Raw genomic sequence first — 21,067 nt, 5'->3', positions numbered from 1 at the left:
GCGGTGCGTGACAATCCTTCGCGCTCGCCTCACGCGAGCGCCGGCAGGATCTGGGCGGAGCAGGCTCCGAAGCCGATCGGGACAAACCCGTCACGGCTGCACCGGCCTGTAAAGCTGACCTCGTCGCCATCCTCGAGGAACATCCGCCGTTCGCCGTTGGGGAGAACGAGCGGCTCCCGCCCTCCGACCGACAGTTCGAACAGGCTGGCGTAACTGGCCTGATCAGGTCCGGAGATCGTGCCCGTGCCGATCAGGTCTCCCGGCATCAGGCAGCACCCTGTGACGGACTGCTGCGCCACCATCTGCGCGCAGGTCCAATAAAGATAGCGCGATCCGGTTTCGAGCAGATGGGCCGCCGGTGCGCCCGCCGCGCGCATGGCGGCGGTGGACAGCGTCGCGGTTAGCGTGACGTCGATGCCGCCGCATTCCTGATCCGCTGCCCCATCCAGATAGGCCGGGACCGGCCCCGCGCCAGGCAGGCGTTTCATCGGCGCGATCCGGAACGGCTCCAGGGCGTCGGCGGTGACGACCCAGGGGGAAATCGAGGTGCTGAGGCTCTTGGAATTAAAGGCCCCGAGCGGCGCCATCTCGAACAACTGGATGTCGCGCGCCGACCAGTCGTTGAGCAGGCAATAGCCGACTACCTGGTCTTCTGCCTGATCGATCGCCACCGGCTCGCCGACGGGATTTCCGGGGCCGATGTAGAATCCCATTTCCAGTTCGAAATCGAGCCATTCGCAGGCACCGAAGCTTGACTGCGGCTGACCGATGGGCTTGCGCATCCCGATCGGCCGACGGACATTTTCCCCGCTTACGCGGACGGTGGATGCACGCCCGTTATACCCAAGCGGCATTGTGTGATAATTGGGCGGAAGCGGGTTCTCGCCTTGCCCAAGAACGTCCGCGCAACGAATTGCATGATGAATGCCGACGTAGAAATCGGTAAAGCTGCGAACGGACGTCGGCAGGAGCAGGGTGCAATCCCGCATCGGGTGCAGCAGGCTGCCGTCGCGCCGGTCATTGTCCTCACGGAGCAGCGCGAACACGGCATGACGAAGCGCACGCATCGCTGGGCGCCCGAGCGCGAACAGACGATCGAGGTTTTCAACCGACAGCGTCGCGGCCGCTGGACCTTCGATCAACTCGCGCTCCGCGGCCAGCTTCAGATCCAGAATCTGATCGCCGATCGCCACGCCGCAACGCGGACCTGCCGACCCAGTCGAGAACACGCCAAGCGGCAGGTTCTGGATCGGAAAATCGGCCCCCTCCCCATTGGCGGCTTCGATCCAGCTCCTGGCTGCGGCGTCATGCGTATGATCGAGAGCCACAGTCATGCCCCCGCCGTGGCAAGCGGAAGCTCGATGGCGGGCATTTCGATCTTCCAGAGGGGCGACCAATAGTCCCGGATCTGCTGCTCGGGAATCTTGCGGAACTTCTCGTAAATGCCGTTCCGCGAGGTCACCAGGCTGGAGCGGACGGCCGACCAGTCCAGCCCCGTCAGCTTGCCGTGCCGCTTGCGCGCCACGCCATCGACCCAGACGGAATCGATGTCGCCCGCATCGGCATAGAAGACTAGCGCCGCGATGGGATCGATGACGGGGCTCATATTGACGCTGTCCATCCGCGTCAGAAGGAGATCGGCTTTCTTTCCGGGCGTGATGCTGCCGGTGTAGCTGTCCATCCCCATCACCCGCGCACCACCGAGCGTGGCGAATTCGAGCATCTTGCGCGCCGCATAGCGTGACGCGACCGGGAGGCCCGCGTTCGCGATCTCATAATGGCGGAAGCGCATGGTCTGGAGCATCAGGCGCATCTGCGCGAACATGTCGCCCGCGAAGTTCGAGGCGATGTCGATGCCGAGCGAGGGCGTGCTGCCGCTTTCCACCACGCGCTCCAGCACGGGATAGCCCATGCCCATCTGCAATTCGGTCTCGGGCGTGGTCGACAGCCATCCGCCATGCTGCTTGAGCAGCGCCAGATCGTAGTCGGTAAGGTGCGCCCCGTGAACGAAGAGGAGGTCATCGCCCAGCATGCCATGTTCGTGGAGCAGGGGAACGACGCGGAACCCTTCGTTCACACCGAACCCGATGTGAATGCTGACGAGCGCGGGATCCAGCGTCCGTACCCACGCCATCTCCTCGAGCACCGGCTCCGGACCTGGCGACACGACGAACTCGCTCGCGGCGATCCCGAACCGCAGCAGCCCGTCGTTTGACGAAAAATGCTGGTCCCGCACACGCGTCGCATTGACCTTGTGAAACTCTTCGAGCGGGCCGGAGACTTCGTCCACCACCTGCGCAACTGTGAGCGTGTCGCCCGGCTTGTACTTGGGGTTGCGATACAGACCGTAACACATCACGCCGCGAATACCGGCGTCCTTCAGTCCCTTGACGAGCCCATCCGAATGCTCGGGCGTGATCTGCAAATGGCTGTGGTCGACGATCGACGTGATGCCGGCGTTGATGGCATCGAGCGCGCCGACATAGTTGCCCAGATAGGCATCGTCGGCTTCATAGCAGATCGAATACATCGACCGCATCAGACAGCTATAGTCGAACAGGCTCCAGTCGATCGCCACGCCCTTCAGCTGCGTCTGCCAGACGTGGCGGTGGGTATCGACGAAGCCGGGACTGGCGATCATGCCGGTCGCATCGATGATTTCGGCGTCGTCGGCCGAAATCGATGGCGCGACCTCGACGATGCGATCATCGACGATCAGGATATCACCGCGCGGAAGATCGCCGATCGCCGAATCCATGCTGACAATCGATGCACCACGGATCAGCGTTTTCTTTTGGCCAGACATCAAACTCTCCTCAAAACTGAAGTTGGACCGACAAGCGGCATGAGCAGGTCAACTCTTATGTTTCCGGCTGAGCCGCCCAATGTCATGTCTCCGCCACCGTGGCAGGGTCCACGGGGTCGGCAAGGCGGTGCCGAGACGAAGTCTCAGCGATCGTGCCCCATGCCGCCGACACCGGCGGATTGGGCAAGAGCATCAGAACGGCCGCTCCGGATATCGTGCCGATTGTCGACGTGATGAGCGCAGCGCCGTATCCACCGCCGAAATCGGCAATCCAATTGATCAGCACCGGGCTGACGCCCGCCGACGTGATCAGGCAGGCATAAGCCAAAGCGTACAGTCGTCCGAAGCTGTCGAGGCCAAAATACCGGGAAAGGAGATAGGCCATCACGTCCAGTTCTGCGCCGATGGTCAGGCCGATGCCTAGCGCAGCGATGCACAAAAGCACCGGGTCGGATTGAAGCAATAAGGCGCAGGCCAGACCGGAAACGAAAGCTGTGCAAGCGGCGACGCGCTGCGCGGGGAAGTGGTCGAGGGCCCACCCCGATCCCAACCGCCCGGCCAGCACGGCCACGCCGATAAGCGCCTGGATCTGCGCTGCTTCGCCTCGGCTGAAACCGCGCTCCCGCAGCAACGTGATCAAGTGGAGTATATATCCTCCACAAAACACCGCCGGGGCGGCAAAGCCCAGAAGCATCATCCAGAAGAGCGGGCGCCGCAACGGCGCGTAGCCGCCCGCTCTGGCGCGGCTTTGGGACTCATCTGTGTTGCCCTGCGCCTCCGGCATCGTGCCGTCGCTCCTAGTCAGAAGCACGCCGCCGCCTCCAAGTAGAAGCACAAGCCCGGCCAGCGCGAAATAGCCCCCTCGCCAACCAAGATGTTGGATCACGGCCGTCATCCAGACCGGACCGGCGATCGCGACCACACAAAGACCGCTGATCAGCACGCCGAGCGCCAGCACGCGCGATCGATCGAAGCGCGCAGTCACCATTCTGGCAAAGCCAGGCGGCGTCGTACCGACGCCCAACACCGCGAGAATGAAGATGCCCGACGCATAGGACGGAAAGTTCGCCCGGATCAGACCAAGCAAGGCAAAGGCCGCCGCTTCACCCACGACAGCAACGCTAACGATCCTCAGGGCGCCATAGCGGTCCATCAAGGCACCGACGAACGGGGCGCTCACGGCAATCGTCGCGCACAAGATCAGGGTGGCAAGCGACATCTCGCCGCGCGTGAAGCCAGCATGCTTCGCGAGTTCAGGCACGAAAGCGCCACTGGTATAACTATGCAGCCCGAACGTGCCGATGGAGGCGGCGATGGTGCAGCCCGCGAGCGTCCGCCAATGCTGGCGAAAATCGCTGGCCATTTCCATCGGCATCCTCGCTTTCATTTCATACCGGTCAGACGTGCCGGGCTGCGGCCAAGCTGCCAAGGGGGCGGGCCAGAAATCTGCGACGGCGGTGCCGTGACCGGCCTGCGTGACAGGTCACGGCACCATGGCTTCAAAACTTATACCCGACTGTCGCACCCCAAGTGCGAGGTTCCTCGAGATAGCCATTCACCGGAAAGCCGACGAGCGAGGTGCTGACGTAGGAGTTGCCGATAATGGTCTTGTTGGTGAGGTTCTTCACGAACAGCGATGCAGTAACCTTGCTGTTATTGGACTCCCAGTTCAGGAACAAGTTGACGCGCGCATTCGCTGCCTGGCTCGTGGCATTTACGTTAAACGGCGTGAAAAAGACCTTGTCCCTCCAGCTCAACTCGCCACGTAGGGCGAAACTGCCCGCGTCGGTGGGAATTGTATATTGCGGCGCAATGAAAAAGGTGAAGTCAGGCGACTGCGAAAGCCTGTTTCCGTGCAGATTGAACGCCGGCAAATGCGTGGTGGGATCGAGCACACCCGATCCGTCGCCTGCCGGACGCGCAGCATCGGAGGAGATGTAATTGTCGAAGCGCGCGTGCAACCAAGCGCCGTTCAGTGTCACTTCGAACTGCGGCGTGATTTTGGCCAGAACCTCGGCCTCGAGACCATAGATGTTGGCCGTTGCGGCATTTTCGAGATTCAACACCGTCTGCACAACTTTACCGACCTGAAGATCCTTATACTTGTAGTGGAATCCGGCGAGGTTCAGTCGCAGGCGGCGATCGAGCAACGTCGACTTCAGACCCGCCTCGAACGCGCTGACCTTTTCGGGGTTGACCGGCGCCTGACCGGTGCCGAGGTTGTACGTTCCGGATTTGAAGCCTTTCGACCAGGAACCATACACCAACACATCAGGCGTGGCCTGATAGTCTAGAGCGATGCGCGGCGTGAATGACTTGAACCGCTTGCTCCGCTCAGGCAACGTGAACGGCGCGCGCGTCGCGGGATTGTAAGGCGTCAGGAAGTCGAAAAGAACCTGATCCTGGTTGGTCTTCTTTTCAGTGCTGTAGCGCGCGCCGAGCGTTAGACGCAGATTGTCAACCACTTCGTAGGTCGCCTGGCCGAACGCGGCGAGCGCGTCGGTCTTGATCACGCCGCCGCCGTAGAACCCCTGTACGAAAGTTCCCGGGAGAGGAAACCCGACGATGTGATTGTTAAACGGAATATCGATCGCGCCGGCATCGTTTTCATGAAAGTAATAGAGGCCGACGAGCCAGTTTAAACGGTCCGCTTTTCCGGAAAGCTGGAATTCCTGGCTCAACTGCCGATCCCGCTCGAACTGGGTGGTCGGCGCCAGCTTCGCACTCGTGGAATCGAGATCCGCTAGCGTGGTGTAATCCGTCCGCCGGAACGCCGTGAGCGAGCTCAACTGGACCGAATCCGACAGCTCGTAGCTGATCTTACCGCTCACGCCCCAGAACTTCACATTATTGCTGGGGTCGCTATCATTGCTAATGTCGCGGACGTTGGCCGGAACGGTGCCGCCCGACGTCAAACCTGTGGGAACAACCGGATTGCCGGCAAGGTCAAACCCGCCCGCGCCGAAATAGTGATACGCGCCCGAACGATCGCTTTCGCGAAAATAGTCCGCCTTGACATCAACCGTCAGTCGATCGGACGGCGTGAAAAGCAGGCTACCGCGAAAGCCGCGCGTGTTCTGATCATCGATTCGCGTACCCGTGACGATATTTCGGCCATAACCGTTGTGGTCCTGGGTTTGAAACGCGATTCGTGCCGCAAGCACACCGGGAATGATCGCGCCGCTGATGGCGCCTTCGGTCGTGACACGCGCATAATTGCCCACAGTCACTCGTGCGTACCCGCTCAGATCCTGCGTCGGGCTGCGTGTCGTGATGTTGATCGATCCGCCGGTGGCGTTCCGGCCGTAAAGCGTGCCCTGCGGGCCGCGCAGCACTTCGACCTGCTGGATATCATAGAAGCTCGACAATGCCGCGATCGAGCGTGAGATGAACACTCCATCGACATGGAAAGCGATACTACCTTCGGCACCTGCCGAGATGTTTTCCAGCCCGATACCGCGAAGTGCTATCTTGGCGACACCCAGTTGCTGCCCAAGATTAAGGTTTGGAACTACCGCCGTGACACCGGCCAGATCGGTAATCCCGCTACGCGCAAGCTCCGCTCCGGTAACGGCGGTCACCGCGACAGGGACTCTTTGCAGCGATTCCGAGCGCTTTTGAGCGGTGACGACTATGTCCCCGATCAAATTGTCGACGGGCGCCGCCGTCTGCGAGCTCGTGGATTCCGGGGCCGCAGCCTGCGCGTTCGCCGCCGTTGCGGCCCCGATCGCCAGCGCGGCCACACCTACCGAAGAAAATAGCCGGATCATATATCCTCCCCATTTCGAGGGCTCATTTATCCAAGCCCCACTTTCAACCGGTTGAATGATCTCAAGAGCGTGCGGTGTCAAGGCCATTTTTGTCACGGTGACGGCCACTGAGACGGAGAGAGTTTCCTGTTTCGAGCGGTTGGCAGGTGTTTTGCCTTTTCTTGCCGGCGCTTTTGCAGCATGAAACCAGGATGTCAGAATTGAAAATCGAAACGCAACTACGGCAACCAATGGACGAGAATGACACATCGAACATCAGAGACCGGCTGATCCGAGTCGCTGCGCGCCACTTCGCGGAGCATGGGTTCCAAGGCGCCAGTCAACGCGCGATCCAGCGCGAGGTCGGCGTCAATAATTCTACCGTAAACTATTATTTTGGCTCGAAAGAATCGCTATATTGCGCGGTTCTCGAAGAAGCGTTGTCGCGGATTCAAGCAACCCGCATCTCCGGGTTCCACAACATCCCCATTGATCTTAATCAGCATGATCACATTCGCGCGCTGATGACGGCTTATCTCGGGGCGCACTTGCGGGAATCGGGAAGTGAGACGGGTTACAACTACTTACGAATCGTGGCTAGCTTGCACCTCGTTGTGCCCGATATTGCCGTCACGCTGCTTCAGGATCGCATAGCGCCCGTCCGCGAACTCTATGTCGATGCACTCGCCAAGCTATTTCCCAATGTGTCGCGAAACCGTATCTATGAAATGTTGAGCCTGACGGTGGGCCTTGCTGCGCTGGCCCCGTTTCGCTTTGGAGCACCCCGGCTGAACGAGAAAACGATCAACCGAATGATTGATGAGGTCGTCACCATCTCGACGGCGGCATTCGAAACGCACTGCGACGTCCCTGAGGACGATGATTGACGGAAATGAGAACTGTGCCAGTGCCGCGCCAGATAGCAGGCATAAGTTTCCCGCTCCCGTCGCTTTTTACGTCGCAAAAGCTGCCACGTCAGGCTGATCCAGCGCGTCTCCGTCACTGAAAAGACGTTCGTCGGCGCGAATTTTGTCGAAATACCGCGACATGGCCTCGTCCTTCACGGGGCCATATCCCCGCACCGCAGAGACTTCGTCCAGCAGCCTGGTTGCTGCCGCAAGATTGTCGGCGGAAAGACGCGCGACCGTGCGATCGACAAGCGCCTCGTAATCCCGCAACAAGGCGCGCTCTCGTCGGCGCTCTGCAGTGCTGCCGAAGATATCGAGCGCGGTTCCGCGCAATCCCCGCATTTGGGCCAGCAGTCGTAGCGCCGGGAAAGCAAGCCACCAGGGAATTTCCCGCTTGCGTGGTCGGCCGTTCGCCGCCCGGCCAGGTAAAAACGGCGGTGCCATGTTGAAGCTCAGTCGCGCGCCGTCTCCGAACGTTTCTGACAGGCTCCGCCGCAGCACCGGATCCGTCAGCATCCGCGCCACCTCATATTCATCCTTGATCGCCAGAAGCCTCGCATAGTTCACCGCAACCACGCGTGAGAGCGCCTCGGACCGGGCGGCGGCCCGCTGCTCCGCTTCGTGGACGACCGCCATTTTATCGCGATACCGTTTGGCAAGGACGTCGTCCTGATAGCGCGAAAGATGCGCGGAACGATGGGTCACAATGTCTTCGAACGTCTGCGGAGTCACAGCGCGATCCGCCCGGTCGGCCGTGAGATGGTCCAAGCGGGCTGCGTCCGCGACAAGCACGCGGCCCAGGCGCATGGCCGTGATGTTGGCCTTTACCGCAACCCCGTTCAGCATAATGGCGCGTTCCAGCGCGACGGTCGATACCGGCAGCAGGCCGGATTGGGCGGCCATGCCCAGCAGGACGAGGTTCGCCGCCATCGTATCCCCGGTGATGCGGCGTGCCAGCGCGGCCGCATCGATCTGAATGCAACGGTCTTCGCCCGCGCTGGCGATGAGGCGCGCCATCAGGATTTCTGCCTCCGACGGGGCATCGCGGTCGCTCTGGAATGCGGCCGTCGGCATCACGAAGCTGTTGGCAAGAACGCGTGTGTGGCCATGCCGCAAGGTGGCGATTGCGTCGGACGAGAGCGCTGCGATCAGGTCGAAAGCGATCAGAAGGTCTGCCTCGCCGCGGCCGAGTCTTTGCGTGCGTATTTCGCCGGACGTAGCGGCAACCCGTATGTGGCTAAAGACCGCCCCATTTTTTTGCGCGAGACCGGTCATGTCGAACAACGAGACGGCTCGTCCCTCGACATGCGCCGCCATGGCAATCAACGCACCGACGGTGATAACGCCCGTGCCGCCGACGCCCGCAACCATGATGTTCCAGGATCCTTCGACCCGGCGCGGCTCAGGCAGGCCCTCAAACAGCGTATCGTCGATATCCGCGCCGCGGGGCCGAACAGGTTCGGCATCGCGCACGGTGATGAACGACGGACAAAAGCCGTCTGCGCAGCTATAATCCTTGTTACAGCTGGACTGATCGATCGTCCGCTTGCGGCCGAACGCGGTTTCCTTCGGCATGATGCTCATGCAGCTCGACTGGACGGTGCAGTCTCCGCACCCTTCGCAGACATCCTCCGCAATGAACATGCGCTTGGGAGGATCGGGAAGCTCGCCGCGTTTGCGGCGCCTGCGTTTTTCCGCCGCACAGGTCTGCTCGTAGATCAGGACCGTGCAGCCCTGCGTCTCCCGCAATTCGCGCTGGATGCGCTCGAGCGCGTCCCGGTGATGGATTGCGACGGCGGCGGGCATGGCGCGGTCGCGCCGGTGCAAATCGGGATTGTCGCTGAGCAGGACAACCCGCTTCACCCCTTCGTGAAGCACCTGGTGCGCGATCTTCGCGACCGATATTGGCCCATCGATCGGCTGTCCCCCGGTCATCGCCACCGCGTCGTTATAGAGGATCTTGTAGGTCATGTTGGCGCCGGACGCGACGGCGGCCCGGATCGCGAGCGTGCCGGAATGGTAATAGGTGCCGTCTCCCATGTTCTGGAACATGTGCGGCGTGTCGGTAAAAGGTGCCAGCCCCGTCCAGTTAAGACCCTCGCCGCCCATTTGCGTCGGCAGCAACGCTTTTTCGGGCGTGGCGAAGGCCGCCATCGTGTGACAGCCAATGCCGGTCATCGAGAGGCTCCCATCGGGGATCCGCGTCGATCGGTTGTGCGGGCATCCGGAACAGAAATAGGGCGTGCGCAAGGTAGGCAGCGTATTGCCCCCGGCGGGCGCCGCCCCGCGCCCCGGCGCGAGCGCATTGAATTCCACCCCGAGCCGTTTCAGGCGATCCGCAATGACCCGCGCGATGTCCTCGGGTTGTAGCGGCGTGACGGACGAGAGCAACGGAGCACCCGCCTCGTCCGCCTTGCCGATGAGGCGAGGCGCTGCTGGGTCGTTGACCAGCGCCGAGGCCGTCTGAGCCTCGATAAAGCTCCTCTTTTCCTCGACAATCAGCAACGTGTCGTGCCCGCGCGCGAATGCGGCGATGCTTTCAGCATCAAGCGGCCAAATGCAACCGACTTTGAATAGCGAGATGCCCAGAGCCGTCGCGCGCGCCTCGTCGATTTCCAACAGCGCCAGCGCCTGCCGCACGTCTCCGTAACTCTTGCCCGCACTCACGATCGCAAGGCGCGGCTCGGGCGCGCGAAATATCGTGCGGTCGATCCCGTTCGCGCGCACGAATGGTATGACCGACGGCAAGCGGTATTCCACTACGATCTGTTCGGCACGCAGCGGATTGAACGGTCGGACCTTCGCGTGCAGCCCTTCAGGCGGCACAGCAGGGATCGCGGGCATAATCGGCGCGAACGTATCGAGATCGATGTCGACAGACGCGGTCTGTTCCACAACTTCTGTTACGCATTTCACCGCAGCCCAGGTTCCCGAATGGCGTGACAATGCGAGAGCCAGCAAACCAAAGTGCAATATTTCGCCGACATCCGCGGGATAGAAGGACGGGATCAGGTTCGCCGCGATCGCCTGTTCGCTCTGGTACGCCACGGTGGAGGATTTGCCCGAGTGATCGTCGCCGTAGAAAAGCACGACCCCGCCGTTGCGATGGGCGCCCGCGTAATTGCCGTGCTTGAAGGCATCACCGGATCGGTCGACCCCGGGGCCTTTACCATACCACGCGGAATATACCCCATCGTAGCGCGCGCCGGGGACCTGATCGATCTGCTGCGTGCCCGCGATAGCGGTGACTGCCAAATCCTCGTTGACGCCAGGCTGAAACCGGATACCCGCCTGTTCGAGGCGTTTACCGACAGACCAAAGCGTGGTGTCCACGTTGCCGAGCGGCGAGCCGCGATACCCGCTGATATAGCCGGCCGTCCTAAGCCCGGCACACTGATCCAGCCACGCCTGCGACAAAAGGACGCGGACCAGCGCTTGCGTCCCGTTCAACAGGATGCGGCCGCGCGTGATAGCCCATTTGTCTTCTAGCGAAACGGGGGCATGTTTGTCCATTCGGTCTCTCCTGGGACCATCGTAATGCTTTGCGTAAAAGAGCGCTGTCATCCGGATGACAGCATCCTCGTGTCGTTTGATTTAGACCTTGCGCAGGGAGGAGCCTTTATGCGCGAAAATCGCTGGCACAATATCGAAGCGTTGCGGAGGGGCGCCCACCGTATGTTGCCGCGCCCCATATTCGATTACATCGACGGCGGAGCGGAAGACGAGGTGGCGCTGCGCCGATCGACCGCGGCCTTCGATCGGTACGAGCTGCTGCCCAGGATGCTCACAGACGTATCCACCGTCAGCACGGAAACCGAAATCTTCGGACATTGCATACCGTTTCCACTGATCCTTTCTCCCACCGGCTTGACACGCCTCTTCCACCACGATGCAGAGCTCGCGGTCGCGCAAGCCGCATCCGCTTCTGGCATCCCCTATTGCCTCTCCACTCTCGGTACGACGACAATAGAGGAGTTCGGGCACGCGATGCGGGCGCCGAAGTTGTTTCAAATCTATATTTTCAAAGACCGCGGGCTAACCGAGGAGTTCGTGGAGCGCGCGCGTGCCGGAGGCTACGATGGCCTGGTGCTGACGGTGGATACGCCCATGGCGGGCAAGCGGGAGCGCGATCTTCTGCACGGGCTTACCTTGCCGCCCCGGCTGACACCCCAAGGGTTCCTTGGGTTCGCCTCCAAGCCACGGTGGTCGATCCCCGCATTATTCGGTCGCAAATTCGATTTCGTCAACGTCGCGCACCGCGTTACTGCAATGTCTGGGGGGACAACGTCTCTGCAAGAATATGTCAACGGCCAGTTCGATCGCTCATTGACCTGGAAGGACGTGGATTGGCTCGCAGCGCGCTGGAACGGCCCGCTTGCGATCAAGGGCATCTTGCGATCGGACGATGCCCGTAACGCGGTTGATGCCGGTGCCGATATCATCATGGTGTCGAACCACGGCGGAAGGCAGCTTGAGTCCGCCGCCGCGCCGATCGATCAGATCGCGCCGATTGCCGATGCGCTGGGTGGACGCGCGAAAATCATCTGCGATGGCGGCATCCGGCGCGGTTCCCATATCGTCAAAGCGCTCGCGCTGGGCGCGGACGCCTGTTCCATCGGTCGCCCCTATCTCTACGGCCTCGCGGCTGCGGGAAGCCAAGGCGTTGAACGCGCGATCTTGCTCCTTCGTGATGAAGTTGAACGTTGCATGGTATTGAGTGGCGCGCGCAGCCTGGGGGAGCTGGACCGGAGCATCGTAGGGTTGAGCGCGTTCGCTTGACCAGTTCTGCCAAGTGGTTGATCATTGTCGCATGGCGCCGCGTTTTGCTCCTTTTGATATCGTTCAATGGTTACCCGAGGATACCGCACGCGCGCTGCTAGGCGCAGCCTGTCGGCGTCACGTGAAAGCAGGGGCGCTTATTTACGCCCAGGGCGATGAAGGACATGAAATGTTCCGCATCGTCTCAGGCTCCGTCCGCCTGTCGGTGATGGGTGAGGATGGGCGCGATTTGCTCTACCAGTTGTTCGGGCCTGGCGATTGCTTTGGTACCAGCAGTGTCATCGACGGCGAGCCGCGCCCGCAGACGGCGGACGCCCACGAAGATGTCGAGCTACAATTGTTAGATCGCACGACTATTGACCGATTACGGCTCACTCATTTCGAAATCAACAGCGCGCTGTTGAAGCTGCTGTCGCGGCACATGCGATTGCTTAGCGACCATTTTGCCGGTGCGACGCTCAACGAAGTCTCTTTCCGGCTGGCCCAGCGACTTACGGACATTGCCCAGACCTTCGGGGAGACGAATACGGAAGGCATTGCCCTGTCGACCCGGCTATCACAATCCGAACTGGCAGCAATGGTAGGAACGACACGGCAAACCGTAAACCGGATGCTGCAAAGGTTTCAGGAGCAAGGATGGCTGTCAATCCGCAACGGCGCGATCGTTCTCACCAACCTTCCCGCATTGGAAATCGCGGCGCACAGCGGCGCTCGGCTGCGCGATTTCTCGCGCTGACGCGGCCAAGCGCTGCGGTCAGACGGCGATCTCGTCAATGCCGCGCCGTTCAGGATCATGGATTTCGGCACCCCCCGGTCCATCGGGAAGCGTCGGCCGGTTAAGTGCCTTGCGGCCAGCCGCCACGATCTGGGTGAAATCAGCCACATGCCGACCCAGATATTCCGCGGTGCGCAGGTCGGATGGGGGCGGCGCCACGTCACTGCCCTGGTCGATGTTCGACTGGCCGGCCATACCGATCGAGTAGGTATCGCGATTGAGAATTTCGTCATTGGTATTCGCGCGATTGTTGCCATAGCTCAGACCCAGTCCCACCCAGTGCATCTGATGTTGCGCTGCGAACGTCATAAGCTGGATAAGTGAGTTTTGCTTGTCGCCCCCGCGGGAGCCGCCGTTGGTAAAACCCGCGGCGATCTTACCGTCCCATCGCTTTTCCACATATTGCACACGCGACGTTGCATCCATGAAGGTTTTGAACTGCGCCGAAAGGCTGCCCATATACGTGGGGCCGCCCATGATGATGGCATCCGCGGCATCCATAAGATCCCAATGATCGGCCACGTCCTCAACCGCCACCAGTGTCGCGATGGTTCGTTCGATCGTTTCAGCTCCCCGTGCCACGGCTTCCGCGATACGGCGAGTGTGTCCGAACGCACTGTGATACACGATCGCCACTTTGATCGATTCCGACATCGCACAACTCCGCAGGATAATATGCAAAGTCGCATAGAATCCAACATGTCAGGCCGTCAATCTGTTTTATGCATGTCGGCATAGAATCATTGCGCGCTTGGAATCAAAAGGTTGGCAAGAACAAAGTCGGCCAGCCGATGGAGTTCGGCGCGGGTGGCCCCCATGTCGGCACGAACGGCCAGGCCGTTGGCGATAACGGTCAGTGTTTCCGCCAGCGCGCGCGCGTCGATGTCCTCGCTCAAATCTCCGCTCTGCTGAGCACCCTGAAACCGCTGTTCAAGCAAGGCTTCATAGCTCTGCTGCCTGCTCACGCCCTCCTGCCGCGCGACGGCGGCACCACGGCCCGCCGACACCAAGCCCTTGATCATGAAGCATCCCGGTGGCGTCCCGGGATCGCTCAGGATATCGCAATAACCCTTGAGATACAGGCGGCAGACCTCAGCGGCACTATCGCTCCCGACGGCTTCGTCGACGAAGGCCATCGCTTCCCGACCGTAAAGATCGATTGCCTGCCGATACAAATCCTCTTTAGATCCGAAGGCGGCCTGCAAACTGGGCCGCACAATGCCCATCGTATCTGCGAGTTCCGCCAGCGACGTATCGTCGAACCCGCGCTCCCAAAAAAGGCGCAACGCCGCATAAAGGGCCTTATCGGCGTCGAATTCTCGCGGGCGCGCCATGGCATTTCCTCATTCTATGCGACTTGGCGTATAATCACCTTTCATATTCTAATCGCAAGTGCGCCGGTGGACGCGGTGCGGTGCGGTGCTCGCCAGAGCAGCCTGTCGCGTTGGCTTCGGCAGTGCGAAGGCACTTGATGTAGTGCTCGAAGAGATATCTTGCTCAATCGGTTGAGATGGCTGGTGGCGAATTTGTGAGGCGAGGAAATGTCAACGCGCACCGGCCGCGGCGCCGAATTCGTGGGGTTGGCCGAGCGCCGACTGGCCTCGCGCGAGGCTGCGCTTTCGGCTGACGGCCTCGAGCAGCGTTTCGAGAAAAATAAGCTGTTCGGCGACGATAACGATCACGCCTTTCGCCCGCCATATGGCTACTACTAAGCGGCTGTCACGGCATAATTTTACCCCTGTCCGGGGACATCCAGCCTTTTCCAGACGGTGTGTTGGTGCGATTGATGGTGCCGGTGATTTTCCACTGCCGGTTTGCAGGGAAAATCAGCCTCTTGGGTGCCCGATGGGAGTGTTCTTCTGGCACCATTCTTTTCCAGACATCGGAAAACGCTAGAGAATCGTCGCAAAGACGGTCCTCTCCGCGCGTCTGCTCCACAAAACTGCTACACAATGCGCATGCAGTTCGCCCGCAACTCTCCGCAAAACCTCGAAAAATGGTCGAGTTGGCTGTTACACAAAATTGCTACGCAAATGGCCCGTCGGGTGTCGAAACCGAGATTGAGCATTTCAGGTCGATGGCCGGTCTACCATTTGACCCGACGCTGCTGGAACCGTCCCATGACGATCTTCGGCAGCGCCGCACGACCAGCAGCGATGCGATCAGCAGCAGCACGGAGTTGCCGGTTGAAGAAGCGCCGCTGCTGACCCTCGACGATGCCTACGAGCGATATCTGACCGATCCGACGCAAGTATGGGGTGCGCGCACGCGCGAAGCATATGAGACGAGCCGCAGGCTTGCTGTGTCGGTGATCGGCAGGGATACCCCGATGAGCACGATCTCGCGCTCGCACTGCCGGAACTTCATCAATGTGCTGCGCTTTCTACCGCGCGATGGCGGCGACCTTGCTCAACGAAAATGGGCGATTCCACCCCGACGCGATCGAGCGCCAGCTGGCCCATGTCGAGCGCGACGGCGTGCGCCGGGCCTATACCCGCGGCGAATATTGGAACGAGCGGGTCACTATGATGCAGTGGTGGTCGGGCGAGCTCGACCGCCTGAGCAACGGCTCCAAGCTGCTCAAGCCCAATTTCCGCGGCAATGTCCAGGCACAGGAGGACGAGGGTCAGTCGAGGCGCTTCGCATCGTAGATGTAGACGTCGTCATCCATCAGCTTGAGCTCGGCAATGCGCTTGGCGACGGCGTCTAGCGACGGCTTGGCCTCGAGCCATTTCGGGTAGAGGCGCGCGAACTCGAGCAGCTCGGCAAATTTCGAATCTGGATCCTCGGCTTCGCTCCAAAGATCGATGAGACCAGCCGAGCCGTCGATCTCGCGCTTTCGCTCGACCTGCCGTTGCAGGAACGTGATCCGGTAGCCCTCCACGCGGACCTGCCGCTCGATGTCCTTTCGCTTGCGGTCCTGTTCCTCCCATTGCCGCTTCTGCTCGGCTCTTTCTTCGCGCCGCCGTTTCACTGCGACGGCCCATCCCCCGAGCGTATCGACCACGGCTGGGATCAAGTCCTCGAGCCGCTGGTGCTTGCCGTCGGAATAGGTCCGACGCGCACCGCCTGCGTCATATTCGCGGTCGAACTTCAGGACGAGCTCGCCGTTCGGCACATAGTCATGCTCGGGGATCGGCGGTTCGCGCCATGGTCGATAGCCGATCCCGCGATCGGCCAGCGCGCATTTGCGGTCATAATCCGCCTTCTCCTTGATCTCCGCTGCGGTGATGACATGCGGCACGCGATCGAGCTTCTCCTCGATCATCAGGCCGACGGTCTCGCCGTCGGCGACGATGGCATAGCCCTGTTCCGTATTGTCGAGGGACCAGCCCTTGGCCTCTATGGCGGCAACCAGACCGTCGAGCACGCAGCAGGCGCGCTCCCCCGATGTCGGCGCCACAAGCAGCCGGAACTTGCCGCGACCACCTGTCGATGTACGGTCCGTCGAACGACTCTTCAGGATCGCGGCGCGGGTTCTGGCGACCTTCTTATGCTCTCCGGCAGGCATGCCTGCAGCAACTTCGACAGGCAGCTCAGCCTCAGATGCAGCCGCATCCTCCGCAGCGGCCGCATTGTCCGGCTCTTTTGCTTCCGCGAGCGCGGCGCGCGCCGCTGCGATGCTTGGGAAGGAGATAGGGTGCGTTTGTCATGCTCTCCATACCGCCCGCGATCACGACATCGACAGTTCCGGCGGCGAGTGCCTCAAAGGCCATGATCGCGGCCTGCATGCCCGATCCACACATCTTGTTGACCGTGGTGGCTTCGACGCTGTCGGGCAAACCGGCCCCTCTTACCGCCTGCCGCGCAGGAGCTTGGCCCAGGTTGGCGGGCAAGACGCAGCCCATGTAGATGCGGGCGATGGCGTCCGGTGCTACATTTGCGCGCTCGACGGCAGCACCTACGGCGATTGAGCCGAGCCGGGTAGCCGTCACAGCTGACAGCAGACCCTGCAGTCCGCCGATCGGGGTACGGGCGTAGCTCGCGATAACGACAGGATCGCTCATGGACTTTTTACTCGAACTAGAGGGATGCGCAGCGTTGTTCATCCGGCAGCAGCCGGGTGCCTGAGAACTGGCGAAACGCCAGCGATGCGGTTAGAAGGGAGAAGGTCAAACCGGGATCTTCATCGCGGCCTTGCCCTTTAATTGCAGATACTCGCGTGCTTCATCCGGTGTCGCTACGTCGAGCGAGAGCGCTTCAAGTATTGTGCGCATTCGTCGAACTTGCGCGGCATTGCTTGTGGCAAGCTGCCCAGGAGCGTCCCAGAGCGAATCTTCCAGCCCTACGCGGACATTTCCGCCGAGTGCCGCCGACATCGTCGCGATCGGAATTTGGCCACGGCCTGTGCCGAGCACGGACCAGATGTAGTCGTCACCGAACAGCCGATCTGCCGTGCGCTTCATCATTACTATGTCTTCGTAATGCGCGCCGATGCCGCCGCGCGTGCCGAATACGGTCTGAATGAAAATCGGGCCTTCGAGCAGCCCGCGATCGCGGAAGTGAGCCGCCGTGTAGAGATGACTCACATCATAGCACTCGATCTCGAAACGCGTGCCTGCGGCGCTGCACGATTTCAGGATATACTCGATGTCCCGAAAAGTGTTCCGAAAAACCAGATCGGCCGAGTTTTCAAGATAGGGTCGTTCCCAATCGTGCCGAAACTCGGTGAAGCGCCCGAGCATCTCGTACATCCCGAAGTTCATCGAGCCCATGTTGAGGGAGGCAAGCTCAGGCTCGAATGTGACTGCCGGGCGCAGCCTCTCCTCGAGCGGCAGGACCGGCGAGCCCCCCGTCGTGATGTTCACAACCACATCGCAGGCTTCGACGATCTTGGGCAAGAACTGGCGATAAATTTCGGGATCCTGGGTTGGTCTCCCGCTCTCGGGATCGCGTGCGTGAAGATGCACCACCGAGGCACCGGCTGCGGCCGCTTCAATCGCTGAGGCCGCAATCTCATCCGGCGTGATCGGAAGGTACGGCGACATTGACGGCGTGTGGACCGAGCCTGTGATTGCACAGGTGACAATGACTTTCCGCTTTTTCATTCCGTGTCTCCGTTGAGGCCTGCCCGACGGCCTGTCACAGTGTCTAGAAGGCTTGCGGGCACGGCGTCTCCGCGCCACGCGACATGCTGATCGGGCCTGATGAGGGCTAATGGTGCGCCGTAGAGGGCGCGAAGGGCTGGATCGTCCAACTCGACGGTTTCGAACGGAATTCCCGCAGCCTCAGCTTGGTCGGCAGCCTTACCGGCCTCCGTGCGATTTTCCGGGTCAAGCAGAAGCATCGTAAACCCGTCGCCGAACCGATCGTAGAGTGAACTGCCGTCTTCCAGCCATTGGTGTGGCGCCAAGCTGCCCGCGCGCGCCGATGGAATATAATCAGGCCCCGGCACCCAGGCGGTGGGATCATCCGCATCACGGACGATCACCGGCGAGCCAAAGTAGCTGTAACCCAAGACGAGGTTCAGGCCGTAGAACTCGCGGGGCTTGACCTCTCTGACCAGGCTGGCGACTTCAGCGCGTACCGCTTCTCCGGCAATCGAGTCCTCTTCGATGCCCGCTCGCACCAGTTGGTTGGGTGCTGTCTTGTGATTGATCTCGGTATCTTCCAGCACCCGCTCATGGACGGGCCGGCGCTCCGCCTCATAGCTCTCGAGCAGGGTAAGGGCGGCCCAGCCTTGCAGAACCGCCGCAAGTTTCCAACCTAGATCAACGGAGTCACCGATGCCCATGTTCATGCCGTGACCACCGAACGGCGGATGGAGGTGACACGCATCGCCGACCAGAAAAACCCGACCCGATCGATAGCGTTCAGCCAGAAGCCGGCTGGCGACCCAGGCGTCTGAACTCAATATGCGGTAAGGAAGATCTATGCCGGTCGCGCGCCGGATTACGTCGGGCATTTCTTCGTCCGTGAACCGCCCGCCCATGGCCAGTCCCATGGGCATGAAAAACCAGCGATCGCCGACATCCATGGGCCCCATCGTGCTCGGCACGTCGCCGTTAAGCTGCCAGTATTGGATCGCCGGACCATGAGGATGGGCTTGGTCGAGGCCAGGTGCTTCAAAGATCGTATTGTAGTTGTTCGACATGCCGTAGGTGCCGGCCATTTGAATTCCCGCCATCTCTCGGATGGTGCTTCGCGCTCCGTCTGCACCTACCAAAAATGCCGCTGAGATCGTCTTCTCGGTCTCCGTCGCAACGTCACAGATGCGAACGCTCACATTGGACTCTTCCTGCTCGAAGCCGACGACCTCGGTCCCCATAAGGACTTGAACGCTCGGCAAGGTGCAGACGTAGTCGAAGAGAGTAGTTTCCAACTTATATTGTGGAATCCACTGGGCGTGTTCGGAGTAGAGAGGGTTCGAAGCCGGGTTGCATGAATAAGTATCCTCGAATCGCGTGATCAGCGGTCCGGCGAGCTTCGTCACGAATATTACGTTGGCGGGATAGTCTACCCCAAGCGGTGAGGCGTCGCGAAGGTGATCAGCGATGCCCCATCGGCGCAAATGCTCGCGGGTGCGCACATTCGTCAGTTTGGCTCGGGGCGCCACACCCGCGCGGTCATTACGCTCGATCAAAACGCAGTTGACCGAGCGCCTGCCGAGTTCGATCGCAAGCGATAGCCCCGCTGGTCCAGCTCCCACGATGATGACCGGGAGTTCGTTCTTCGAATAGTCTGATGTCATGGCCTGATTCCCGTGCGCAAGACTTCCACGCGCCCATCGATTGGCCGCCGCAGATTGTTGGAATTTCTGGCTGCATCACCGCGACGGATAGCAGCGTGATGCGAAGCGATCGGGTCGGTATCTACGGGCCGCAGATTCGATCTAATTGAGACCGCGGCCCAAGAGTCGAGTGCTCAAGACGCCTTGGAGTCCTTGAGATAATCGTCCACATTATTACGGCGGCGGCCCAGCGAAGCCGGATCGAATGCGAGCATTTCGCTGAAGCGGCCCTCTCTGACCTTTTCAGTCCAGGTTGGATCGGTCAGCAGCGCTCGTCCAACCGCAACCAAGTCGAATTCGCCGTTCGCAAGCCTCTCTTCGATGCGGTCGATGCGATCGGGGCCAGTCTCGCCACCGCGCAAGGAATCCAGCGCGTCTGCTCCTTTGAGGCCGACCGATCCCACGGTAATGGTCGGAAGGCCTGTCAGCTTCTTGGTCCACCCCGCCAAATTCAGATTGGAGCCTTCGAACTCCGGCTCGAAGAACCGCCGCTGCGAAGCGTGGAACATATCCACCCCGGCTTCGACGCATGGCGCCAGCAAATCTTCGAGTTCCTGCGGCGAGGTTGCGATCTTCGCGAGATAATCCTCGAGCTTGAACTGCGAGAACCGCATGATGATCGGAAAATCTTCCCCGACGGCCGCGCGGATCGCCTGCACCACTTCGCCCGCAAATCGGCCCCTGTTGCGATGATTGCCCCCGTAGCCATCAGTCCTCTTGTTTTGGCTCTCCCAAAAGAAGTTATCGAGCAGATAGCCGTGTCCGCCATGAATCTCGACGGCATCGAAGCCGAGCCGCTTCGCCTCGCCGGCCGCGATCGCAAACGCCTCCAACGTGTCGGCGATCTCCGTGTCGGACATGGCAATACCGCCGTCCGACCCGACCGATGGTCCTTCAGACGGCGCTTCCGAGTTCGGTCCCGTGCCAGGCTTACGGGCCATGCCCTCATGCCAGAGCTGCGGCGCGATCTTGCCGCCGGCCGCATGGACCGCCTCGACCACCTTGGCCCAGCCGCTCAATGCGTCCGCCGCATGGAAATTCGGGATGTTCCCGTTATGGGACGCCGCTGGCCGACCGATCGTGGTACCTTCGGTAATCAATAAGGCCGTGCCGCCCGCAGCCCGGCATGCGTAATGCTGAACGGTGTGGTCGTCCGGTACACCGCCGGGACTGGCCTCCATCGTCATCGGGGCCATCACCACCCGATTGGGGAGCGATAGAGACTTCAAGCGGAACGGCTCGAAAAGGGGGGACTGACGCATGGGATCCTCGTTGGCAGCTTGGGAAAAAGGCGAGGCGGCGACGCGCCTCGTGCATGGA

Annotated in this window: 16 protein-coding genes and 2 pseudogenes; 5 read left to right on the top strand and 13 right to left on the bottom strand. The window is 61.0% G+C overall.

The genetic code is table 11. From position 1 onward, the window contains the following. Positions 1 to 29: 29 nt before the first annotated feature. From fahA to K426_RS00750, 4 genes are all read right to left on the bottom strand, one after another. Positions 30 to 1,334, bottom strand: a complete 1,305-nt coding sequence (gene fahA / locus K426_RS00765) for a fumarylacetoacetase (RefSeq protein ID WP_066553063.1) — start codon at positions 1,332 to 1,334, stop codon at positions 30 to 32. Further along, entirely contained in the window at positions 1,331 to 2,806 is a 1,476-nt protein-coding gene (locus K426_RS00760) for an amidohydrolase family protein (RefSeq protein ID WP_066553061.1), read from the bottom strand. Before K426_RS00760 ends, fahA begins: the two co-directional genes overlap by 4 nt. Positions 2,807 to 2,888: 82 nt before the next feature. After that, the gene (locus K426_RS00755) at positions 2,889 to 4,169 is read right to left on the bottom strand and encodes an MFS transporter (RefSeq protein WP_158511717.1); all 1,281 of its coding nucleotides are present in this window, start codon (positions 4,167 to 4,169) and stop codon (positions 2,889 to 2,891) included. Between the two features lie 136 nt (positions 4,170 to 4,305). Further along, positions 4,306 to 6,576: a TonB-dependent receptor gene (locus tag K426_RS00750; RefSeq protein ID WP_066553057.1), complete on the bottom strand. Its 2,271-nt coding sequence runs from the start codon at positions 6,574 to 6,576 to the stop codon at positions 4,306 to 4,308. Positions 6,577 to 6,776: 200 nt separating this feature from the next. On the opposite strand from K426_RS00750, the gene K426_RS00745 reads away from it, so the two are divergent. After that, positions 6,777 to 7,442, top strand: a complete 666-nt coding sequence (locus K426_RS00745; protein WP_158511716.1) for a TetR/AcrR family transcriptional regulator — start codon at positions 6,777 to 6,779, stop codon at positions 7,440 to 7,442. 66 nt (positions 7,443 to 7,508) lie between these two features. Here K426_RS00745 and K426_RS00740 read toward each other — a convergent pair whose 3' ends face one another. Continuing rightward, entirely contained in the window at positions 7,509 to 10,976 is a 3,468-nt protein-coding gene (locus K426_RS00740; protein ID WP_082748345.1) for an indolepyruvate ferredoxin oxidoreductase family protein, read from the bottom strand. Positions 10,977 to 11,084: 108 nt separating this feature from the next. Between K426_RS00740 and K426_RS00735 the strand changes: the two genes are divergently transcribed. Together K426_RS00735 and K426_RS00730 are read left to right on the top strand one after the other, a co-directional pair. Next, positions 11,085 to 12,242, top strand: a complete 1,158-nt coding sequence (locus K426_RS00735; RefSeq protein ID WP_066553052.1) for an alpha-hydroxy acid oxidase — start codon at positions 11,085 to 11,087, stop codon at positions 12,240 to 12,242. Between the two features lie 31 nt (positions 12,243 to 12,273). Next, positions 12,274 to 12,978, top strand: a complete 705-nt coding sequence (locus tag K426_RS00730; RefSeq protein WP_066553049.1) for a Crp/Fnr family transcriptional regulator — start codon at positions 12,274 to 12,276, stop codon at positions 12,976 to 12,978. Positions 12,979 to 12,996: 18 nt separating this feature from the next. Here the strand turns inward: K426_RS00730 and K426_RS00725 are convergent, their stop codons facing one another. Then, the gene (locus tag K426_RS00725) at positions 12,997 to 13,671 is read right to left on the bottom strand and encodes a flavodoxin family protein (RefSeq protein ID WP_082748341.1); all 675 of its coding nucleotides are present in this window, start codon (positions 13,669 to 13,671) and stop codon (positions 12,997 to 12,999) included. A gap of 86 nt (positions 13,672 to 13,757) precedes the next feature. Continuing rightward, positions 13,758 to 14,351 (bottom strand): TetR/AcrR family transcriptional regulator, encoded by a 594-nt coding sequence (locus K426_RS00720; protein WP_066553042.1) that lies wholly within the window; start codon positions 14,349 to 14,351, stop codon positions 13,758 to 13,760. A 207-nt stretch (positions 14,352 to 14,558) separates the two neighbouring features. On the opposite strand from K426_RS00720, the gene K426_RS31090 reads away from it, so the two are divergent. After that, complete coding sequence (locus tag K426_RS31090) at positions 14,559 to 14,729, top strand: hypothetical protein (RefSeq protein ID WP_237229867.1); 171 nt, start codon at positions 14,559 to 14,561, stop codon at positions 14,727 to 14,729. 374 nt (positions 14,730 to 15,103) lie between these two features. Here K426_RS31090 and K426_RS31750 read toward each other — a convergent pair whose 3' ends face one another. Further along, complete coding sequence (locus K426_RS31750; protein WP_158511715.1) at positions 15,104 to 15,268, bottom strand: hypothetical protein; 165 nt, start codon at positions 15,266 to 15,268, stop codon at positions 15,104 to 15,106. Positions 15,269 to 15,401: 133 nt separating this feature from the next. Here K426_RS31750 and K426_RS00715 point away from each other — a divergent pair. Further along, positions 15,402 to 15,668: pseudogene (locus tag K426_RS00715) on the top strand (hypothetical protein); the annotation flags it as partial. Here K426_RS00715 and K426_RS00710 read toward each other — a convergent pair. The 5 genes and pseudogenes from K426_RS00710 to K426_RS00690 form a co-directional block, all read right to left on the bottom strand. After that, positions 15,644 to 16,528: a hypothetical protein gene (locus K426_RS00710; RefSeq protein ID WP_066553035.1), complete on the bottom strand. Its 885-nt coding sequence runs from the start codon at positions 16,526 to 16,528 to the stop codon at positions 15,644 to 15,646. The pseudogene K426_RS00715 and the gene K426_RS00710 sit on opposite strands and share 25 nt — an antisense overlap. 94 nt (positions 16,529 to 16,622) lie before the next feature. Further along, positions 16,623 to 17,024, bottom strand: a pseudogene (locus tag K426_RS00705) (acetyl-CoA C-acetyltransferase); the annotation flags it as partial. A 105-nt stretch (positions 17,025 to 17,129) separates the two neighbouring features. Continuing rightward, positions 17,130 to 18,065, bottom strand: a complete 936-nt coding sequence (locus tag K426_RS00700; protein WP_066553029.1) for a 3-keto-5-aminohexanoate cleavage protein — start codon at positions 18,063 to 18,065, stop codon at positions 17,130 to 17,132. Further along, the gene (locus K426_RS00695) at positions 18,062 to 19,708 is read right to left on the bottom strand and encodes an FAD-dependent monooxygenase (RefSeq protein WP_066553027.1); all 1,647 of its coding nucleotides are present in this window, start codon (positions 19,706 to 19,708) and stop codon (positions 18,062 to 18,064) included. The genes K426_RS00700 and K426_RS00695 overlap by 4 nt, the downstream gene beginning before the upstream one ends. Before the next feature lie 173 nt (positions 19,709 to 19,881). Further along, positions 19,882 to 21,009: an NADH:flavin oxidoreductase gene (locus tag K426_RS00690; protein ID WP_066561220.1), complete on the bottom strand. Its 1,128-nt coding sequence runs from the start codon at positions 21,007 to 21,009 to the stop codon at positions 19,882 to 19,884. Between the last annotated feature and the right edge of the window lie 58 nt (positions 21,010 to 21,067).

It is taken from the genome of Sphingobium sp. TKS (genome assembly GCF_001563265.1).
In the GTDB taxonomy this organism is placed as follows: Bacteria; Pseudomonadota; Alphaproteobacteria; order Sphingomonadales; family Sphingomonadaceae; genus Sphingobium.
The sequence above is the reverse complement of the archived record's forward strand: the minus strand, read 5'-3'. Positions and strand labels throughout refer to the sequence as shown.